General features: G+C 63.7%; 18 protein-coding genes and 1 pseudogene. 8 read left to right on the top strand and 11 right to left on the bottom strand.

What is annotated here, in order from left to right; translation table 11 throughout:
• Positions 1-3 precede the first annotated feature (3 nt).
• Entirely contained in the window at positions 4-1,347 is a 1,344-nt protein-coding gene (locus NLY33_RS17370; protein WP_023706037.1) for an ATP-binding response regulator, read from the top strand.
• Positions 1,348-1,830: 483 nt separating this feature from the next.
• On the opposite strand, the gene NLY33_RS17365 is transcribed toward NLY33_RS17370, so the two are convergent.
• A complete protein-coding gene (locus tag NLY33_RS17365) occupies positions 1,831-2,514 on the bottom strand; it encodes a response regulator (RefSeq protein WP_023672627.1) in 684 nt (227 codons plus the stop codon).
• A 209-nt stretch (positions 2,515-2,723) separates the two neighbouring features.
• On the opposite strand from NLY33_RS17365, the gene NLY33_RS17360 reads away from it, so the two are divergent.
• Genes NLY33_RS17360 through NLY33_RS17350 form a run of 3 tightly spaced genes read left to right on the top strand, consistent with a single transcriptional unit; the run spans position 2,724 to position 5,178 of the window.
• Positions 2,724-3,446 carry a fumarylacetoacetate hydrolase family protein gene (locus NLY33_RS17360; protein ID WP_023706039.1) on the top strand — a complete coding sequence of 241 codons (723 nt, stop codon included), beginning with the start codon at positions 2,724-2,726 and terminating at the stop codon, positions 3,444-3,446.
• A gap of 4 nt (positions 3,447-3,450) precedes the next feature.
• Positions 3,451-4,101 carry a maleylacetoacetate isomerase gene (maiA, locus tag NLY33_RS17355; protein ID WP_023706040.1) on the top strand — a complete coding sequence of 217 codons (651 nt, stop codon included), beginning with the start codon at positions 3,451-3,453 and terminating at the stop codon, positions 4,099-4,101.
• A 36-nt stretch (positions 4,102-4,137) separates the two neighbouring features.
• A complete protein-coding gene (locus NLY33_RS17350; protein ID WP_023706041.1) occupies positions 4,138-5,178 on the top strand; it encodes a zinc-dependent alcohol dehydrogenase family protein in 1,041 nt (346 codons plus the stop codon).
• Positions 5,179-5,206: 28 nt separating this feature from the next.
• Here NLY33_RS17350 and NLY33_RS17345 read toward each other — a convergent pair whose 3' ends face one another.
• On the bottom strand, positions 5,207-6,070 hold the full coding sequence (locus NLY33_RS17345) for a DMT family transporter (RefSeq protein ID WP_023706042.1): 864 nt from the start codon (positions 6,068-6,070) through the stop codon (positions 5,207-5,209).
• A gap of 106 nt (positions 6,071-6,176) precedes the next feature.
• On the opposite strand from NLY33_RS17345, the gene NLY33_RS17340 reads away from it, so the two are divergent.
• Complete coding sequence (locus tag NLY33_RS17340; RefSeq protein WP_023706043.1) at positions 6,177-7,595, top strand: aminotransferase-like domain-containing protein; 1,419 nt, start codon at positions 6,177-6,179, stop codon at positions 7,593-7,595.
• Between the two features lie 4 nt (positions 7,596-7,599).
• Here the strand turns inward: NLY33_RS17340 and NLY33_RS17335 are convergent, their stop codons facing one another.
• A complete protein-coding gene (locus NLY33_RS17335) occupies positions 7,600-8,493 on the bottom strand; it encodes a LysR family transcriptional regulator (RefSeq protein WP_023691058.1) in 894 nt (297 codons plus the stop codon).
• A 131-nt stretch (positions 8,494-8,624) separates the two neighbouring features.
• Here NLY33_RS17335 and NLY33_RS17330 point away from each other — a divergent pair, with 131 nt between their 5' ends.
• On the top strand, positions 8,625-10,094 hold the full coding sequence (locus NLY33_RS17330; protein ID WP_023706044.1) for an MFS transporter: 1,470 nt from the start codon (positions 8,625-8,627) through the stop codon (positions 10,092-10,094).
• 15 nt (positions 10,095-10,109) lie between these two features.
• Here NLY33_RS17330 and NLY33_RS17325 read toward each other — a convergent pair whose 3' ends face one another.
• The 3 genes from NLY33_RS17325 to NLY33_RS17315 form a co-directional block, all read right to left on the bottom strand.
• Positions 10,110-10,607 carry a MaoC family dehydratase gene (locus NLY33_RS17325; RefSeq protein WP_023681725.1) on the bottom strand — a complete coding sequence of 166 codons (498 nt, stop codon included), beginning with the start codon at positions 10,605-10,607 and terminating at the stop codon, positions 10,110-10,112.
• Positions 10,608-10,767: 160 nt separating this feature from the next.
• Entirely contained in the window at positions 10,768-11,190 is a 423-nt protein-coding gene (locus NLY33_RS17320) for a phasin family protein (protein WP_023706045.1), read from the bottom strand.
• A 107-nt stretch (positions 11,191-11,297) separates the two neighbouring features.
• The gene (locus NLY33_RS17315; protein ID WP_023691056.1) at positions 11,298-12,593 is read right to left on the bottom strand and encodes a DUF445 domain-containing protein; all 1,296 of its coding nucleotides are present in this window, start codon (positions 12,591-12,593) and stop codon (positions 11,298-11,300) included.
• Positions 12,594-12,888: 295 nt separating this feature from the next.
• Here NLY33_RS17315 and rirA point away from each other — a divergent pair, with 295 nt between their 5' ends.
• Positions 12,889-13,350, top strand: a complete 462-nt coding sequence (gene rirA, locus NLY33_RS17310; RefSeq protein WP_023672640.1) for an iron-responsive transcriptional regulator RirA — start codon at positions 12,889-12,891, stop codon at positions 13,348-13,350.
• A 108-nt stretch (positions 13,351-13,458) separates the two neighbouring features.
• Here the strand turns inward: rirA and NLY33_RS17305 are convergent, their stop codons facing one another.
• The 5 genes and pseudogenes from NLY33_RS17305 to hemP form a co-directional block, all read right to left on the bottom strand.
• Positions 13,459-14,247: a heme ABC transporter ATP-binding protein gene (locus NLY33_RS17305; RefSeq protein WP_023707864.1), complete on the bottom strand. Its 789-nt coding sequence runs from the start codon at positions 14,245-14,247 to the stop codon at positions 13,459-13,461.
• Between the two features lie 23 nt (positions 14,248-14,270).
• Entirely contained in the window at positions 14,271-15,365 is a 1,095-nt protein-coding gene (locus NLY33_RS17300) for a FecCD family ABC transporter permease (RefSeq protein WP_286438808.1), read from the bottom strand.
• Positions 15,366-15,369: 4 nt separating this feature from the next.
• On the bottom strand, positions 15,370-16,257 hold the full coding sequence (locus NLY33_RS17295; RefSeq protein WP_031196346.1) for a heme/hemin ABC transporter substrate-binding protein: 888 nt from the start codon (positions 16,255-16,257) through the stop codon (positions 15,370-15,372).
• Between the two features lie 11 nt (positions 16,258-16,268).
• A pseudogene (locus tag NLY33_RS17290) lies at positions 16,269-17,329 on the bottom strand (hemin-degrading factor).
• 36 nt (positions 17,330-17,365) lie between these two features.
• Entirely contained in the window at positions 17,366-17,572 is a 207-nt protein-coding gene (gene hemP / locus NLY33_RS17285; protein ID WP_023673860.1) for a hemin uptake protein HemP, read from the bottom strand.
• 273 nt (positions 17,573-17,845) lie between these two features.
• Here hemP and NLY33_RS17280 point away from each other — a divergent pair, with 273 nt between their 5' ends.
• Positions 17,846-19,975, top strand: a complete 2,130-nt coding sequence (locus tag NLY33_RS17280; protein WP_031196347.1) for a TonB-dependent hemoglobin/transferrin/lactoferrin family receptor — start codon at positions 17,846-17,848, stop codon at positions 19,973-19,975.
• Positions 19,976-19,977 lie beyond the last annotated feature (2 nt).

Here is a 19,977-nt window from a genome sequence, read left to right as displayed (position 1 = left end):
CGCATGCCGCTCAGGGACATCAACGACGTCGACAGGCTGAAGAAGATCAACGCCGCTCTGGTCAGCCGCGTCGAGCGCTCGATGGACCAGCAGGGCAACGCCTTCTCGCTGTTCCAGACCGCAATTTCACTGGAAAACCGCGTGCGCATGCGCACCGAGGAACTACACTCGACCTTGCGCCGGCTGGAACAGTCGAACATCGACCTCAGCGCCGCCAAGGAAAACGCCGAGCTGGCAAACCTGTCCAAGACCAGGTTCCTGGCCGCCGCCAGCCATGACGTGCTGCAGCCGCTGAACGCCGCCCACCTCTCGGTCTCGGCACTGGCCGAAGTGCAGACCAGCGACGAGGGCAAGAAACTCGTCCGTCAGGTCGAGCGCTCGCTGGAGACGATGGAAGACCTGTTGCGCACGCTGCTCGACATTTCCAAGCTCGACGCCGGCGTGGTCCAGCCCGACATTGGCGACGTCAATCTGGAGACGCTGTTTTCGTCGCTGCGCTCGGATTTCAAGCCGGTTGCCAAGCTGAAGGGGCTGACACTGAAATTCCGCCCGGTCAGCGCCGTGGTGCGTTCGGACCGCACGCTTTTGCGCCGCATCCTGCAGAACATCCTGTCCAATGCGCTGCGCTATACCCGCTCGGGCGGCGTGCTGGTCGGCACCAGGCATCGCGGCGACACCATCCGCATCGATGTCGCCGACACCGGCTGCGGCATTCCCGACGACCAGCGCGAGGCGGTGTTCGAGGAGTTCCATCGCGGCTCCGCCATTCCAGCCGACACCGGAATCTCCGGCGGCGGGCTGGGCCTGGGCCTTGCCATCGTGCGGCGCATGGCCGCCGCGCTCGGTCATCCCGTGACGTTCTCCTCGAGGGTTGGGCGCGGCACCATCTTCCACATCGACGTGCCGGTCGGCATCGGCGCCAGCGCCGACGCCATCGCCAGCCTTGCCGAAATGGAGCGGCCGCGCGGCTACGGCCTGTTCGGCACCAAGGTGCTGCTGGTCGAAAACGACGCCGACGTGCTGCAGGCGATGACTTTCCTGCTCGAGCGCTGGCAGTGCCTGGTGCGCGCCGCGACCTCGACCGAGGCTGCGGTCAGCCTGCTTGGCGACACCGACTGGGTGCCCGACATCGTCATTGCCGACCAGCATCTCGACGACGGCGACCTCGGCACCGCCACCATCGCCGAAGTCCGCGATTATCTCGGCCGCGCCGTGCCGGCGCTGATCGTCACCGCCGACGGATCGGAGGCCGTCGCCAAAGCCGCCCGCGCCGCCGGCATCGAACTGATGCGCAAGCCGCTGAAACCGGCGCAATTGCGAGCACTGCTGGCGCATTTGTTGGCTTGAGCTTCCCTTCTCCCCGTCACTATACGGGGAGAAGGTGGCGGCAGCCGGATGAGGGGCGGCACTAGCGTTGGGGGGAAGCCCGAGATCAAGGGAAAATCAATTCGCACATATTTTAAACGGAACGCGAGAAAGTAAACATCGCATGAACTATTTAAAAGAGAATCTTATTGGAAAAGAGCTTCGATCAATCAGTTATGAAAATGGCGGCATTTTCATAATTCCTGATAAAGATTCAACGATTACAGTAAATACAAAGATCACTTGCTCCATCATGACGTACATGCAATCGATTAGCATCATAGATGTTACAATGGACTCCGACACGGTGGCCCTCATATTCTCAGATGGATCTGAGATCTGGATATCAAGAGTAATTGAGCGCGGAATTTCTCCAGAGAGCTTTGTCTATCATGGCGAAAATAACATTATTATCGTAGATAATTCCATAGAATAAAGGGGTTATGGCGGCACTTTTGGCGCAGGCTAAAACCCCGCCTGATCCCTGAACAACTCCGCATTGTCGAGCTTCGACACCTCGATCACCGCCTGCGTGCGGCTATACACATTGAGTTTGCGCAATATCTCCGAGACATGCGCCTTCACCGTGGTCTCGCCGACCTGCAACTCGTAGGCGATCTGTTTGTTGAGCAGGCCCTGGCGCAGCATCTGCAGCACGCGCAGCTGCTGCGGCGTCAGTTTGGCCAGCCGCTGCACCATATCGGCGCGGTCGGCGCTGTCGGCGTCGGGCGGCTGTCCCTCATATGTCTCCGGCACATAGATCGCGCCCTCCATCACCGAGCGGATTGCGGCCGCAAGATCGCTCTTGCGCGCCGATTTCGGGATGAAGCCGGCAGCGCCATAGGACAACGCCTCGGAGATGATCTTCGGCTCCTCATAGCCCGAGACGACGACCACCGGCAGCCGCGGATGGCGGGTCCTGAGTTGCAGCAGTCCATCGAAGCCATGGACGTCAGGCATGTTGAGATCGAGCAGCGCCAGATCGAACGGTTTTATCCCACCCAGGAGATCGAGCGCCTCGGCGATCGAGCGCGCCTCCACGGTGTCGACTTCCGGATAGGCCATCTGCACGGCGCTGTGCAGCGCCTCGCGAAACAGCGGATGGTCGTCGATGATCAGAAACCGGGCGCGATCGTTAATTGCGGTCATGGTGTTCGTTTCAGTTCTCCGTGGGCACGATACTCCCGCTGGTATGGCCAGCTTATTGGCAAATAGTCTATCGCCATCTTAACCCCCGGAGGCGAAGCCGACTTTATCCGACAATCAAGGCGCAGCCGATGCTTTTGCTGGCGCTGACGCCTTGCCCGGCCGTCCAAATCGGTCGAATGTGCCGGCAACAACCCAGGCAGAGACCCCGCATGACAGACTTCGTCCTTCCCTTGCCCGCAACACCATCGGTCGCCATAGAAGGCTCTGCCGAGCGCTTTGCGGTGCGCCGCATCTTCTGCGTCGGCCGCAACTACGCCGCGCACGCCCGCGAACTCGGCAATGACGAACGCGACCCGCCGTTCTTTTTCACCAAGCCGGCCGATGCGGTGGTCGATTCCGGCACCACGATCCCCTACCCGCCCTTGACCAAGAACCTGCACCACGAGATCGAGCTGGTCGCGGCGATCGGCAAGGCCGGCTTCCGCATTCCTCGCGCGCAGGCGCTCGACCATGTCTGGGGCTACGGCGTCGGTATCGACCTCACCCGCCGCGACCTGCAGGACGAGGCCAAGAAAGCAGCCCGGCCCTGGGACTGGTCGAAGGCCTTCGACCGCTCGGCGCCCTGCGGCCCGTTGGTATCAGCCGCCAAATCCGGCCACCCGCAAAAGGGCCGCATCTGGCTCGCCGTCGACGGCACGGTGAAACAGGAGGGCGACCTCGCCGAATTGATCTGGCCGATCGCCGATATCGTTTCGATCTGCAGCAGTGCGGTTGTACTACAACCGGGCGACCTGATCTTCACCGGCACGCCGGCCGGCGTCGGCGCGGTGGCGCCGGGACAGACGATGACCGGCGGTGTCGACGGCATCGGCACCATCGAGATCACTGTCGGCCAAGATTCGATCGGCCAAAATTCCACCGACAAGCCGTGACCCGATGAGCGACCTCGTCCTCCACAACTACTACCGCTCCTCCACTTCCTACCGCGTGCGCATCGCGCTGGAGATGAAGGGGCTAAGCTACGATTACGTGCCGCATCATCTGCGTCATGGCGACCATCTGGAGCCGGCTTACCGCGCGGTCAATCCGCAAGCGCTGGTACCGGCGCTGATCCTGGGCGACGGCACGCTGTTGACGCAGTCGCTGGCAATCATCGAATATCTCGACGAGACCCACCCCGAACCGTCGCTGCTGCCGAAGGACGCGCTCGGCCGGGCGCGCGTGCGAATGCTGGCGCAGATGATCGCCTGCGACATCCACCCGGTGAACAATCTGCGCGTGCTGACCTCGCTGCGCACTTTGTTCGGCGCCGGCGACCAGGATGTCATCCACTGGTTCCGCCACTGGGTGAACGAAGGGTTCCAGCCGCTTGAAAAGATTCTGGCTTCATCGGATGAGACCGGCACATTTTGCCATGGCGACGCACCGGGCCTCGCCGACATCTGCCTGGTCGCCCAGATCGCCAGCAACGCCCGCTTCGGCGTCGACCTGACACCCTACCCCGAGATCTCGCGCATCCACGCCGCCTGCATGGCGCTGCCGGCCTTTCAGAAGGCGGCGCCGGAGAATCAGATAGATGCCGAATAGGCTCACAATGCCGGAGCAGAGCACGGAGAGTTGCCGATGAAAGCCGTCGTCTTCGAAAAATTCGGTGAGACGCCGAGAATCCTGACCGTGCCGGATCCGAAACCGGCTGCCGACGGCGTCGTCATCAAGGTCGAGGCGACCGGGCTCTGCCGTAGCGACTGGCATGGCTGGATGGGTCATGATGACGGCATCACGCTGCCGCATGTGCCGGGCCATGAACTGGCCGGCATCGTCGTCGCCGTCGGCAAGCAGGTGACCCGCTGGAAGGCCGGCGAACGCGTCACCGTGCCGTTCTGCGTCGGCTGCGGCCGCTGCTTCGAATGCAATTCGGGCAATCATCAGGTCTGCGAACAACAAACGCAGCCCGGTTTCACCGCCTGGGGCTCGTTTGCCGAATATGTCGCCATTGAGCATGCCGACACCAATCTCGTGCGCCTGCCCGAGGAGATGGAGTTCGCCACCGCCGCCAGCCTCGGATGCCGCTTCGTCACCTCGTTTCGCGCCATTGTCGACCAGGGCCGGGTGACGCCGGGCGAATGGGTGGCGGTGCATGGCTGCGGCGGCGTCGGCCTGTCGGCGATCATGATCGCCAGTTCCATGGGCGCCAATGTCATCGCCATCGATCTCACCGACGAGAAACTGGAATTCGCCAGAAAGATCGGCGCGGTGGCGACCATCAACGCCTCGACGACGCCGAACGTGGTCAAGGCGGTCAAGCAGATCACCAATGGCGGCGCGCATATGTCGATGGACGCGCTCGGCCACCCCACGACATCGTTCAACTCGATTGCCAATCTGCGCCGGCGCGGCCGCCACGTGCAGGTCGGCCTGATGCTGGGCGAACATGCCCGCCCGCAAGTGCCGATGGACAAGGTTATCGCCTTCGAGCTCGAAATCCTCGGCAGTCACGGCATGCAGGCCTACCGCTACCCCGCAATGATGGAAATGATCCGCGCCGGCAAGCTCAAGCCCGAACTGCTGGTCGGCAAGAAGATCAGCCTTGATGAGGCGCCTGCGGCGCTGGTGGCAATGGGCGGGTTCGAGGGGATTGGCATTGGGGTGGTGACGAAGTTCTAGGGCGGAGTCGCCCTCCACCACCAAACTCCTAGCGCGCAAATTTCTTCGCCCCGAACACGCAAGCCACCACGCCGAGCGTCACGACCACCATCAGCGGGCTGACCTGCTCGTGCAGCAGCGACGCTGCCAGCGCCAGGCCGAAAAAGGGCTGCAGCAACTGCAACTGCCCGACGGCAGCGATGCCGCCTTGGGCCAGGCCGCGATACCAGAACACGAAGCCGATCAGCATGCTGAACAGCGAGACATAGGCGAGACCCATCCAGGCGTGAGAGCCGATGCCGGCGAAGGACGACGGCAGCGTCGCAAAGGTCAGAACCAGCATGATCGGCAGCGAGATCGCCAGCGCCCAGCAGATCACCTGCCAGCCGCCCAGCCTGCGCGACAATGCCGCCCCCTCGGCATAGCCCAGGCCGCAGACGATGATGGCGGCCAGCATCAGGCCGTCGCCGACAGGTGAGGCCGTCACGCCTTGCATCAGGGCAAAACCGGCGACCAGCGCGCTGCCGATGCAGGAAAACAGCCAGAAGGCCGGGCGCGGACGCTCGCCACCGCGCAGCACGCCGAAGATCGCGGTGGCCAGCGGCAGCAGGCCGACGAAGATGATGGAATGGGCGGAGGTGACGTGCTTCAGCGCCAGCGCGGTGAGCAAGGGAAAGCCGACAACCACGCCAAGGGCGACGATCACCAGCGACAGAAAATCGCCGCGCTCCGGGCGTTTCTGCCGAAACAGCATCAGCATGGCGAGACCGAGAAGTCCGGCAATCGCGGCGCGGGCCGAGGTCAGGAATATCGGATCGAAATCGGCCACGGCCACGCGCGTTGCCGGCAGCGAGCCTGAGAAGATCAGCACGCCGATGAATCCGTTCATCCAGCCGCTCGCGGTTTTGTCCATTCCAGGCTCCATTGCTTTCGCCCTCTATCGGGCAAGTGCCTATGGTGCAGCCAGAGACAATGCAGTACAATTCCGCAAAACTGTAATGGCTATCAGAGCAATACAGATGACCGAACTCATTTTGGAAACCGGCAATGCGCACCCTCCTGTCGCGACCACGCTTGTGGAAACTGTCATGGCGACCATCCGCCAGCGGATATCGGCGCGCAGCCTGACGCCAGGCGCGCGGCTACCTTCGATCCGCGCCTTTGCCAAGGCCATGCAGGTGTCCAAGTCGACCGTGGTCGAAGCCTATGAGCGGCTCGCTGCCGAAGGCGCGATACGCTCACGGCCGGGTTCGGGTTTTTATGCCGCCGGATCGCTGGCGCCACTGTCGCTGGCCGAGATAGGCCCGCGGCTCGACCGCGCTGTCGATCCGCTTTGGGTTTCGCGCCAGTCACTGGAAGCCGGCGACGAGATGCTGAAACCCGGCTGCGGCTGGATGCCGGCCTCATGGATGCCGCAGGGGGCCTTGCGCCGGGCGCTGCGCACCGTGGCGCGCGCCGACGATGTCGACCTAGCCGATTACGGCACGCCGCTCGGCCTGCCGCCGCTCAGGCAATTGCTCGCGCGGCGCATGGCTGGCCACGGCATCGAGGTCTCGCCCGAACAGATCATGCTGACCGAATCGGGCACGCAGGCCATCGATCTTCTGTGCCGCTTCCTGATCGAACCGGGCGATACCGTGCTGGTCGACGACCCCTGCTATTTCAATTTTCACGCGCTGCTGCGCGCCCACCGCGCCAAGGTCGTCAGCGTGCCCTACACGCCATCGGGGCCTGATATCGAGCTGTTCGCGCAGGCGCTCGCCGAGCACAGGCCGCGCCTCTACATCACCAATTCCACTATCCACAACCCGACCGGCGCGATCCTGTCGCCGGTCACCGCGCACCGGCTGCTGAAGCTCGCCGACCAGTCGGACCTGACCATCGTCGAGGACGACATCTTCGCCGATTTCGAGCACAGTCCCGCGCCCCGGCTGGCGGCGTTCGACGGCCTCAACCGCGTCGTCCATATCGGTAGCTTCTCCAAGACGCTATCGGCATCGGTTCGCTGCGGCTTCATCGCGGCACCGCGCGACTGGATCGAGCAACTCACCGACCTCAAGATTGCCACCACCTTCGGCGGCGGCCGGCTGGCGGCCGAACTGGTGCTGACGCTGCTTAGGGACGGCAGCTACCGCAAGCACATGGAATTGCTGCGCGCGCGGCTTTCCCGCGCCATGGGTGAGACGGGCGCGCGCCTGAAGGCGATCGGCATCACGCCCTGGATCGACCAACCGGCCGGCTTGTTCCTGTGGTGCAGCCTGCCGGATGGCGTGGATGCGGCTGAAATTGCTCGCCGTGCATTGGCCGACAACATCGTGCTGGCGCCCGGCAATGCATTCAGCCTGTCGGGAACCGCCAGCCGGTTCCTGCGCTTCAACGTTGCCCAATGCCAAGACGAGCGGATTTTCAGGGTGCTCAAGGCGGCAATGGCGCGCTGAGCGCTCAGCGGGAGGCCGCGCAGACCTTCCGAACGCAATCTCGCAGCCAGCGTTGCGCCGGATCGGCATCGAGCCGTGGATGCCAGAGCATCGAGATGGTGACCTCCACCGTGGCGACCGGCAGCAGAAAGCTGACCATGCCGGCGCGTGCGCCTTGCGTGTGCCGTTCGGGCACGCTGGCAATAAGGTCCGAAGCGCGCGCCATGGCGAGTGCAGCCGAAAAGCCGGAGACCATGCACGCCACGGTTCGCTGCAGGCCGAGCAGCGCCAAAGTCTGATCGATCGGCCCTCTTTCCCGACCCCGCCGTGAAACGCTGATGTGGCGGCCGGCCGCGTAGCGTTCAGGCGTCACCGCGCCTTCGCTCAAGGGATGGCCGGCTCCTACGGCGCCGACGAACCGGTCACGGAACAGCGCCTGTATCAGCACTTCAGGTCCGGTCTCGCCGGCAACGCCGATTTCCAGATCGATCGCTGCGTCGCGCAACGAGGCGACATCCTTGTCGGCTTTCGGCGCAAATCGCAGCCGCACGCCCGGCGCCTCGGCCTGGATGCGAGCGACAAGACGCGGCCCGAACTCCTCGACGAACCCTTCATTGGTGCGCAGCGTGAAGATCTGGTTCAGCTTCGCGAGATCGAGAGGCCTGGCAGGGCGCAGCAACGTTTCTGCTTCCTGGACGACACGGCCGGTCTGCTGCCGCAATGCCTCCGCGCGCGGCGTCGGCACAAGGCCTCGACCGGCCCGAACCAGCAGCGGGTCGCCGGTCGCTTCGCGCAGTCGCGCCAGGGTGCGACTCATCGCCGAAGGGCTGAGCCGCAGCCGGGTTGCCGCGCGAGCCACGCTACCTTCGGTCAGCAGGACGTCGAGAGCGAACAGCAGATTGAGGTCGGGCGATGTCATTGGCGGATTGTAGCGCATGCCATGGCGTTTGGTGCACGAATAAGATGCAAATGCTGCGCCTTCCGCCATTCCACCCTGACGACTAGATCTCCGACAGGTCCGGTTGCGGGACTGACAAGGAGGAAATCGCCATGGCAACTGCCGAGCAGAACGAGTGCGCATCGGCGCCGCAGAACACCCGGTCCGCAGGCCTGGCCCACTCTCCTGTCTTGGCATTGGCCAGCCTGTCGCTCGCCACGCTGCTGTCGTCGCTTGGAACCAGCATTGCCAGCGTCGGACTGCCTTCCCTCATGCAGGCGTTCGGTGCGCCGTTCCAGTCCGTGCAATGGGTGGTTCTCGCCTATCTGCTCGCCATCACGGCCCTGATCGTCAGCGCCGGCCGGCTGGCCGATATGGTCGGCCGCCGGCCGTTGCTGCTCGGCGGCATCGCGCTGTTCACACTGGCCTCGGTGCTCTGCGGCCTGGCGCCGACGCTCTGGCTGCTGATTGCGGCGCGCGCCGTGCAAGGGCTGGGTGCCGCGCTGATGATGGCGTTGACGCTGGCCTTTGTCGCGGAGACCGTGACCAAGGAGAGAACCGGCAGCGCCATGGGCCTGCTCGGCGCCATGTCGGCGATCGGCACGACGCTCGGACCCTCGCTCGGCGGCTTGCTGATCGCCGGCTTTGGCTGGCGGGCGCTCTTCCTCGTCAATGTGCCGCTCGGCCTCCTGACCTTTGCCCTCGCCTGGCTGGCCCTGCCTGCCCGCGGCAAGGCTGCGGGCGTTCAAGGCGGGTTCGACGCGATCGGGACGGTCTTGCTAGGCCTGACGCTCGCCGCCTATGCACTGGCCATGACGCTCGGCCACGGCCATTTCGGCGCCCTCAACACCGGCCTGCTGGTTGCCGCCGGCATCGGCGTCGTTCTGTTCGGCGTCGCGCAGAAGAGGGCGAAGAATCCCTTGATCCGGCTTGCCCGGTTGTACGACATCCGGCTCAGCGCCAGCCTCGCCACGAACCTCGTTGTCGCCACAGTGATGATGGCGACCCTGGTGGTCGCTCCGTTCTATCTGTCGCGAGGGCTGGGGCTCAATGCTGCGATGGTCGGCGTGGTCCTGTCGACAGGTCCGCTGGTCTCCGCGCTCTCGGCACTTATCGCCGGCCGCCTCACCGATCGCTTCGGTACCAACAGGATGATGATCGCCGGACTATTCGGCCTGGTCAACGGCACCTTGCTTTTGTCGCTCGCCGCAACAAAACTCGGCATTGCCAGCTATATCGTGCCGATCGCCGTCACCTGCTTCGGGTACGCCCTGTTCCAGACATCCAACAATGCCGCCGTCATGAGCGGTGTCGCTGCCGGCGAGCGCGGCGTGGTGTCCGGCCTGCTCAATCTGTCGCGCAATCTCGGCCTGATCACCGGCGCATCGCTTATGGGCGCCATTTTTGCGGCTGCCTCGACGGGAGAACGGCAAAGCCAGGACATGCTGACCTCAGCGGCAGCCGCGCACGGCATGCAGGTTACCTTTCAGACGGCAACGGTCCTGGCGGTGGCTGCGCTGTTGCTGGCACTGCTCTCGACCCGCGCCGGCGGCAGGCTGTCGGTGCGGCAACAGCCATCATGACCGAAGATAGGGAGCTTACGCTCCCGCCCGCTTGCGCCGCTCATAAAGCATGACCAGCGTTTCGGCGGTCAGCGCCGGCCTCTGTTCGCCCTCGATCTCGACCGTATTGGCGGCCTTCATCAGATACTGGCCCGGCCCCTTGTCCTCCACCGACAACAGCGTCGTGCGCAGCCGGATGCGTGCGCCGACCCTGACGGGCGCCAGGAACCGCACCTTGTCGAAGCCGTAATTGAAGGCGGCTTGCGTGTTTTCGGGGACGATGCCCATGCCCAGCGCCAGCGCGCCGATGATCGACAGCGTCAGATAGCCATGCGCGATCGTGGTGCGAAATGGGCTCTGCCGCTTCGCCCGCTCCGGATCGACGTGGATCCACTGATGGTCGCCTGTGCATTCGGCAAACTGGTTGATGCGGTTCTGGTCGACGGTCGTCCATTCCGACACGCCGAGCTCCTGCCCGGCCATCGCCCTTAACTGCTCGAAGGTCGGCGGCGTTTTCGGCCGTAGTTCCGTCATTCCTGCTTTCCCGGTGGCTCCCAGTGCCTCGGACCACGAACGGACGGCTCCTGTCAATTCGCCCGTTGCGATTCCGTTCCGCCATTTTCCGCCAAACAGCGTCCCTCGTCCATGCTCATGCGCCGCAACCGGCCCGCTCCTCTCATGGTTGCGTTGAGAGTCACTTCTTGTCATAGCCCGAGCGGATTTCCTCCATCGCTTCCTTGATGCGGCTGCGCAGGATTTCGATCGATTCGGTGCCGGATTTCTTGACCAGCTCGGCCACTTCGCCGGCATTTTTCAGGGCGGCTTCGAAGGATTTCCTGGCGAACTCCGCCTGTTTTGTCATCAGTTCCTGGGGATTGCCCGGCGCCTTGTAGCTCTGCGCCATGTCGCTGACTTCACGCAGCGTGTCCTGCAGCATCTCGCGCTGTCTGGACAACAATGAGGTCGCGCCGGCAGCTCCCGCCCGCGCCGATCTTTCCAGGGCCTCGAGGTTCTTGCGATGATGCACGAGGATCGCCTCGACATTCGGCACCTTCAGGTCACGGCCGAACCGGCTGAACATGTCAAGGAACGAATCGGAGTCGGGTTGTTTGGCCATTGCTCGTGCTCCCCAGTGTCGCAAATGCTGAACCCTGTTCTGGACAATAGCACTCGCGCGCCGTGTGTCCATTCGGACGCCCAAGCAATTCAGCGGCAAATGCAGCATCAGCCAGCGAGAAACAGCCTCTCCGCCGTGTAGAGCACGATACCCGCCAATCCGCCGATAATCATGCCGTTGAAGCGGATATATTGCAGGTCCTTGCCGATGTTCATCTCGATCAGCCTCGTCAGTTGGGCAAGGTCCCAGCGCTTGACCTGGTCGGCGATGAATGTCGACACACCGCTCTTCTGGCTCTCGACGAACGACGACAGCGCCACGACAAAGCCCTGGTTCATGTCGGCCCTGATCTGCGGATCGCCTGAGAGATGGCGGCCGACCTCGACGAACATGTTGGCGAGATGCGCGCGAACAATCGAATTCTCCGCCTTGGCGTCCTGTTCGATGAACAGGCTGAGGCTCTGCCACATGTCGCCGGCGAGCGACTTCACTTCCGGCCGCGCCAGGAAATCGCGTTTCAGCTTCTCGGCCCGTTTGGCGTATTGCTTCGAGGTTCTGAGCCGCTCGATGAAGCTGTGCGCGAAACGGTCGAATTCGGCGCGCATCGGATGGTCGGGGTCGGCCCGCACCTCGTCAAGCAGCGAACCGGCGGAAGCGACTATCTTCTTCAGCAGATAGGCGTCGGCTCTGAACAGGTTGAACAGCGACGGCAATTCCTCGCGGATTTTCTCGCGCATGGTCGCCAGCGCCTCTTCATCGTTCAGGAACCGGCCGATCACCCTGGTGAATTCGTCGAAGAGTTTCTGGTGGCGGCGGTCGTCGGTCAGTGCCGACAGCAATTCGGCCGCGAGCGGCGCCAGCGGCACCTTGTCGATCTGCTCCAGCATGCGGCTGGTGACGAAGCCGCGCAGGCCGGATTGCTCGATCGCCGCAAGCGTCTGCGGGACCAGCCGTACGACGAAGCGTGACAGGCCGGCAGAGCGTTCGGCGTCAGTCAGCCAGTCGGCGACGAGTGCTGCAAAATCGACCTCGGCCAGCTTTTCCCGCACCGGCTCCGGCGCCAGAAAATTGACCTCGATGAAGCGGCCCAGATTATCGGCGATGCGGTTCTGGTTCGCTGGGATGATGGCGGTGTGCGGGATCGGCAGGCCCAGCGGCCGCTTGAACAGCGCCACCACCGCGTACCAGTCGGCCAGGCCGCCAATGGTCGCCGCCTCGGCGAAGGCCGCCACGAAGCCCAGCCACGGATACTTGGCCTCGGACGATTTGGCCACGGCAAAAACCACGACGCAAAGCACCAGCGCAGCCGTGGCGAGGAACTTTGTCCGCCGCAACGCGAAAAGCTTGGCGCCCGTCTCGGCATCAAAACCGCCAGGCGCCAGGGACGAAGCCGATTGGGACATGATACGCCGCTCCTCATCGATCTCTTGGCTATCTGGCATGGGCTATTTAGGGGGTGTTTGGGCCCGTAGCATGATCGGATGGGCCGATTTCGTCCGGGGATTGCCGGTTTCGCACGCAAAGTTGACAAGAATGTTCATCTATCATTCAATCCCAGTCTGGAATTGTTCCAAGGTATAGGCCATATTCCGATCAGGCCAGTGTGGGCGAATCCGAAACTCCGGGTGAGAAAGCCGCACCAGCACAATCTAAAATCTGGTGCAGTTCCAGCGCGCCAGCACTCGGGTGAGGAATTAAATGCGGCTGACGCGCCAGACCAACTACGCCATGCGCATCCTGATGTATTGCGCCGCCAACAACGATCGCCTGAGCCGCATCCCCGAGATTGCGGCCGCCTATTCGGTGTCGGAGCTTTTCCTGTTCAAGATCCTGCAGCCGCTGGTCGAGCATGGCCTGGTCGAGACGGTGCGCGGCAGGAATGGCGGCGTGAGGATCGGCCGCCCCGCCGAGCAGATCAGCCTGTTCGACGTCGTACGGGTGACCGAAGAGAGCTTCGCCATGGCCGAGTGCTTCGAAAACGACGCCGCCGAATGCCCGCTGGTCGACAGCTGCCAGCTGAATTCGGCGCTGCGCGAGGCGCTCAACGCCTTCTTTGCCGTACTCTCCCGCTACACCATCGCCGATATGGTGGCGGCGCGCCCGAATGTGCGTCATTTGCTCGGCATCGACATGCTGGTCCAGCGAGCACCGGCCGCCTGAGTTTTCTAGTGCATGTCGCTCAAAAGTGGCCCCGGTTTTGAGACAACGACATGCATAAAGACAAAGACCTAAAGCGCGTCGCCTGAGTTCGTTCAAACGCGACGCGCTTTAGGCGGCTGACTGCGGCAAGACAAACGGCATGTTCGCCGCCGGCAACACACCGACCCTTAGCCGACAATCGAACACCTTTTCGATCAGATCGTCGCTCAGCACCTCCTGCGGTGAACCGTCGGCGGCGAGCCGGCCGCGATGCATCACGAAAATCCGGTCGGCATACATGGCCGTCAGATTGAGGTCGTGCAGGATGGCGATCACACCGCCGCCGCGCCGGGCGAAATCGCGGGCGATGTTCATGATGATCAGCTGGTGCTTGATATCAAGGCTGGAGACCGGCTCGTCGAGATAGAGATAGCGCGGCTTGCCGTCCAGCACCGGCGCCCAGACCTGGCACAGCACGCGCGCCAGCTGCACACGCTGTTGTTCGCCGCCCGAAAGCTCCTGATAGAAGCGGCCGGCAAAGCCGTCGAGGTCGACCCGCGCCAGCGCCCGCTCGGGCAGACGATCATCTTCGCCCGGCAGAACGCCGGAACGGCCGCCGATAAGGCCGAGCCTGACCACTTCGTGCACCGTGAAGGGAAAGGACAGCGTCGCGGCCTGCGGCAGCACGGCACGCACGGTGGCGGCCTCCACCGGCCTCATCGCCGTGAGATCGCGCCCGTTGACGGCCACTGTCCCCACAAACGCCAGATCGCCCGACAACGCCTTCAAAAACGTCGTCTTGCCCGAGCCGTTGGGTCCGACGACTGCCGCAATTTCGCCCGGCCGCGCGACGAAATCGACATTGGCAACAATGCGCTTGCCGCCGATCGCTACCGAGACATCGCGTGCTTCGATCATGCCGGCCTCATAGGTTTCAAATCTCACAAGTCGATTACGCCGCGCTTGCGCAGCAGGATCCAGAGGAAGAACGGTGCGCCGGCGATCGCGGTGACGATGCCGATCGGCAGTTCGGCCGGGGCCACGACCACGCGGGCAACGGCATCGGCGATCAGCAGCATCGAGGCGCCGAGCAGCGCCGATGCCGGCAAGAGATAGCGATTGTCCGGACCGATCAGCAGCCGCAAGAGATGCGGCACGACGATGCCGACAAAACCGATGCCTCCGCTGACTGCGACAGAGGCGCCGACCGCTGCCGAGACGCCGACGATCGCGGTGTATTTCAGCCGCTGTACCGGGATGCCGAGATGTCCGGCCGTCGCCTCGCCGAGCGCCAGGGCGTTGAGGCCTTTGGCCAGGAACGGCATTACCGCAAGCGCCAGCACGATGATCGGCCCGACGGAAGCGATCTTCGGCCAGGTCGCGCCGCCAAGCGAGCCCAGCTGCCAGAAGGTCAGGTCGCGCAACTGCCGGTCGTCGGCCATGAAAATCAGGATACCGGTCAGCGCCATGGCAAGGGCTGCGAGCGCAATGCCGGCAAGCAGCATGGTGGCGACCGAGGTGCGCCCCTGCCGCGTGGCGACGCGGTAGAGCACCAGCGTGACCGCAAGGCCGCCGCAGAAAGCGGCGAGCGGCAAGGCCAGCCCGCCGAGCGCCAGAGTGAGCGGCGCCAGCCACGTCGTGCCGAGCACGATGACGGCGACCGCGCCGAGGCTCGACCCGGCGGAAACGCCGATCAGGCCGGGATCGGCGAGCGGGTTGCGAAACAGGCCTTGCATGACCGCACCCGATACGGCCAGTGCCGCCCCGATCAGCACACCGAGCAGTACGCGCGGCATGCGGATATCGTAGACGATCAACCGGTCGCGGGCACCAAGCGCGGCGTCGTCCGGCATGGCGCCGGTCAGCCAGTCACGAATGACACCAACGGCCGATGCATCGGAAGCGCCCGTCCTCAGCGACAGGAACATCGAAAGGGCAAGCGCCACACACAGGAGCACAATAACCAGGCGAGCGCGCCCGGAGCGATCGCCCTCGGCCACCTTGCCCGCCGCGCCGGCGATCGACTGATCCACCATCGGCTCAGTCCGTGACCTGGCTGCCATAGAGCGAGGCGGCCAGATCGTGGATGGCATCGGCCGTGCGCGGCCCGAAGCCGAGGAGATAGCTGCCATCCATCAGGGTCAGTTTGCGGCCTTCACCCGCCGGCGTCGAGGTGATCGACGGGATGGCGAAAAGCTCGGCCTCCGCAATCGGCGGGCCGGCATTCTTCATGGCCAGGATCACGTCCGGCCTGGCGGTTACGACGGCCTCGTCGGACATCTGCTTGTAGCCGGAAAAACCTTCGACGGCGTTGACCGCACCGGCGAGCTTGATGATGCCGTCACCGGCGGTGTCGGTGCCGGCGGCCAGGATCTTGCCGCCCTGGATCGACAGCACGAACAGGATGCGCTTGCGCTGCTTGATCGACGCCGTCTGCTTCTCGGCCGCCTTCAGCTTGGCGTCGGTCTCAGCCACCAGCGTCTCGGCCTTGGCGTCGACGCCAAGCGCCTTGCCGACGATGCGGATCTTTTCCAGGATGCCGTCATGGCTGTAGTGCTCGGGCACGTCGATGAACGGAACGCTCGACTTTTTCAGCACGTCGACCGCTTCCCTAGGGCCGCTGCCATGCAGCGCCAGGATGCCCGACGGATTGACCGAAAGCACACCTTCCGGCGACAGCTGGCGCATATAGCCGACATCGGGCAGCGCGACCGCGGCCGCGGGGTAGCGGCTGGTCGAATCGCGGGCGACGAGATGGCCTTCTTCGCCAAGCGCGTAAACGATCTCGGTGATCGAGCCGCCGATCGCCGCGATCCGCGACGTGTCGTCAAAGACGGCGAGGTTTTCGCTGGCTGGCGCGGGCGCGGCAAGAGCCAGCGACAGGCCCATGGCTGCGGCAAGCGTCGGGCGCCTGAACAGTGAAATCATCGTCGTGATCCTCAGGCTGCGGTCGGGCTTGGAATGCGCGGCAGGTTTTCGGCGAGGAACCGCCAGTCGTCACGCTCGCCCTCGCCTTCATGGCGCTTGCCAAAGAACTGGATGATCATCTTGCCGTCGTCGGCGCCATAGGCTTCGAGCGACGTCACATGACCGTCCTTGGTCGGCTTGCGCACCGCCCACACCTCCTGGATGTGATCGGTGCGCAGATGCAGGTGGAAGGTCTCGTCCATGACGTTGATCCACGGACCCATCGGCTTGATCGACTTGACGGGACCCGAATGGATCTGGATGCAGCCGCGGTTTCCGACAAAACACATGATCGGCATGCCGTCGGCGGCGGCATGATGGAACATGGCGCTGACGGCGTCATTGTCGAGCAGCCAGGCATAGTCCTGGCCGACCATGCGCACGGCCTGGCGGCGGCTGAGCTTCAGCTCTTTCACATGCCGAAGAACTGGTGGACGTCGGTCAGCCGGCTCCAGCGGTCGCGCAGGTCATCGATGTCTGCGGCAACGCCCGACGTCTCCGCGTCGTCGTCGGCCAAGCCTGCGATAGACACGGTCGCCTCCTGGTTCGGCGATTCGAGTGCGGCCACGAGCTTCTGGTAGGCATAGAGATTGGACGCCGGCCGCAGATGCACCTTGTGCACCGCATCGCCGGCCGCGTCGAAGAATTGCAGGCTGCGGCGGATGTCGCCGCCGTCGCGCTTTTCCACGGCAAAGCCATGCGCCCAGACTTTGGGAAAAATGCGCAGGTCGATGTTTTCGCCCAGCACCATGGCGTTGTGCGTGCCTGTGACAACCTTGTCGTAGACGCCGATCTTCTCGTGCACCGCGCTTTCGTTGCGGGTCAGCGCCATCACTTCGCCGACGGCGTCGAGGCCGGTCAGAAGATCGTTGACCCTGGGCTCGACGCGCACGACGCCGTCGCCGCAATGCGCGGCCACCAGCTCGGCCTCGGAAATACCGAGCTCGGCGGCAAGATCGCGCTCGCGCGCTTTCGGATTGTCTGCCCGCGCCCGCCGGATTTCATGCGGGGCGGGTTTTGCGCGCTGGTCCATGTCCTGCTTACCTGTCTGCCGTGTTTGGTCGTTTCGTCACTTGTTGAGGATGAGCTTGCCCTGGCGGGTGATCTTCAGCCGATAGAGCGCGCCATGGTGCTCGATGCCGATCTCGTGCTCGCCCTGGAACAGCGTGTTGGAGGACAGCGTCCGCACCGCCAGCGGCACCCGGTCGAAGCGGGTCGGCGTCTCCTCGGAACGGCGGACGCGGTAACGGAAGTCGTTGGGATTGTGGGTGTTCATCTCTTTCGATCCCTTTCCTGTGCCGGGCAACTGGCTAGGCGTTGCAAAAATGCCGATTCATTTCTTGACTCGGATTATCATGTTTATTAGTCAGTGCAATACCGGACCAAATGAGTCAACATTTAAGACGCCGGACAGAATGAAAAATGCCAGCGAGCACCAAGCCAGCCAGCATCGAACCTGGAATTTTGGAGTTGGGGCATGGGCTTGGGAAATTGTGGACGACTGGGTCTGGCGAACGCCGATCCGGTGCATCGGCCTATGGCAAAGGCAATGGCAGCCTTGCTTGCGGGGGCAGCGACGATCGCGCTGCTGACATCGCCGGCCAGCGCTCAACCGGCCGCTGACCAGGCCGACCAGACCAGGAAAACCGAGGACACCAAGCCGGCGCCCGCCGGCGCGACCCTGCTGGACAAGATCCTCGTCATCAGCCGCACCGGCGAGACGGCAATCGAATCGCTGGCTTCGGCCAGCCATGTTGACCAGGATCAGCTCGACCGCCGCATGGCGACGACGCCGAACGAAATGCTGCTCGGTGTGCCTGGTGTCGCCGTGCAGGCCGATGCGCGACGCGTCAGCTCCAGCATCAACATCCGCGGCCTGCAGGATTTCGGTCGCGTCGCGGTCATCGTCGACGGTGCCAGGCAGAATTTCCAGCGCTCAGACCACGGCACGCAGTCGACCTTCTATGTCGATCCCGAGCTCATCAAATCCGTTGACGTCATTCGCGGACCGACCGCCAACACCTACGGCTCCGGCGCCATTGGCGGCGTCGTCTTCTTCGACACCAAGGATGCGGTGGATTTCCTCAGACCGGGCGAAACCTGGGCCGGCTCCGTCACCGGGCGCTATGAAAGCAACGGCAAGGGCTGGACCGCCAGTGCCAGCGGCGCCTACAAATTCAACGACGATTTGGATGTGCTGGGCAACATCGTCTACCGCGACTACGGCGACTACAAGAATGGCAGCGGCGACACCGTCGACGGCACCGGCTTCGACCTGCTGAGCGGCCTGCTCAAGACCACAATCCGCCCCAGCGAAGACAGCGAATTGAAGCTCGGCTGGGTCGGCTCGAGCGACGGCTGGACGGAAACCAGCGGCGGCGTGCCGGCCAACGACGTCGACCTGAAGTCGAACACCTTCACCGCCCGCTACAACATCACCGACGACGCCAGGAGCTGGCTCGATCTCCACATCAACGCCTCCTACAACAAGACCAATCTCGACCTCACCACGCTGGTCCCGCAGAACCGCTTCGATCCGTCGACCGGCCTTCCCGTGCTGCTGCCCGTCGGTTCGACCTCGACCTTCGACGTTGGCACGGCCGGCGTCGACATCTGGAACACGTCGCGCTTCGAAACAGCCGGTGTTGCGCACGAATTGACCTATGGCGGCGACTGGGTGGGTGACGATGTCGAGACCGGCGGCACCGCCGGCGGCGACAGCTTCTACACCCCATCGGGCAAGCGTAGTGTTTCGGGCGCCTACATCCAGGACAAGCTCACCTGGGACTGGCTCGAGGTCATTGCCGGGCTGCGTTACGACAATTACAGCCTCGAAGACAGCACCCACGAAACGTCAGGTGATCGTCTGTCGCCGCGCATCACCGTTGGTGTCACGCCTTTCGAAAGCGCCAGCCTGGCGGGCCTGCAGTTCTATGGCACCTACGCGGAAGGCTACCGCTCGCCGTCGCTGACCGAAACGCTGATCAGCGGCAACCATCCGGCAGGCGTCACCTTCCCGTTCCTGCCCAACCCAAACCTGCGGCCTGAAACCGGCAAGACCACCGAGTTCGGCGTCAACTACAAGCTGAACGACCTTATCGAGGCCGGCGACGCGTTCCGGCTCAAGGCCGCCTACTTCCACAACGATGTCGACGACTACATAGAAGGCGTCACACTGTCGGCATTCGACCCGACCAGCGGCTGCCCGTTCGGCCCCGGCATTCCGATCTGCTTCCAGTACCAGAACGTCGCCCAGGCCAAGATAAACGGCTTCGAACTGGAAAGCGTCTACGATGCCGCCTGGGGTTATGCCGGGCTCTCCGCCTCGATCACCAACGGCCACACCATCTCCGATGAAGGTGAGCGCGCCGACCTTGCCACCATCCCGTCCTCGCAGGTCACCGGGCAGCTCGGCTTCCGCTTCCTTCAGGACAAGCTGACCGTCGGCGGCGAGGTGCAGTACAACGGCAAGCCGAAGGGCAACCCCGTAGCCAAGGATTATACTCTGGTCAACGCCTTCGCCAGTTACCAGGCCACCGACAATCTGAAGGTGGACTTCCGCGCCGACAATTTGTTCGACGTCAAATACACCAACCCGCTGAACGGCGGCACCACCGCCGTCATCTATGAACCCGGCATCACGCTGAAGCTGGCCGCAACCATGCGCTTTGGAGGCTGACA

Source organism: Mesorhizobium sp. C432A (assembly GCF_030323145.1).
Lineage (GTDB): Bacteria > Pseudomonadota > Alphaproteobacteria > Rhizobiales > Rhizobiaceae > Mesorhizobium.
The sequence above is the reverse complement of the archived record's forward strand: the minus strand, read 5'-3'. Positions and strand labels throughout refer to the sequence as shown.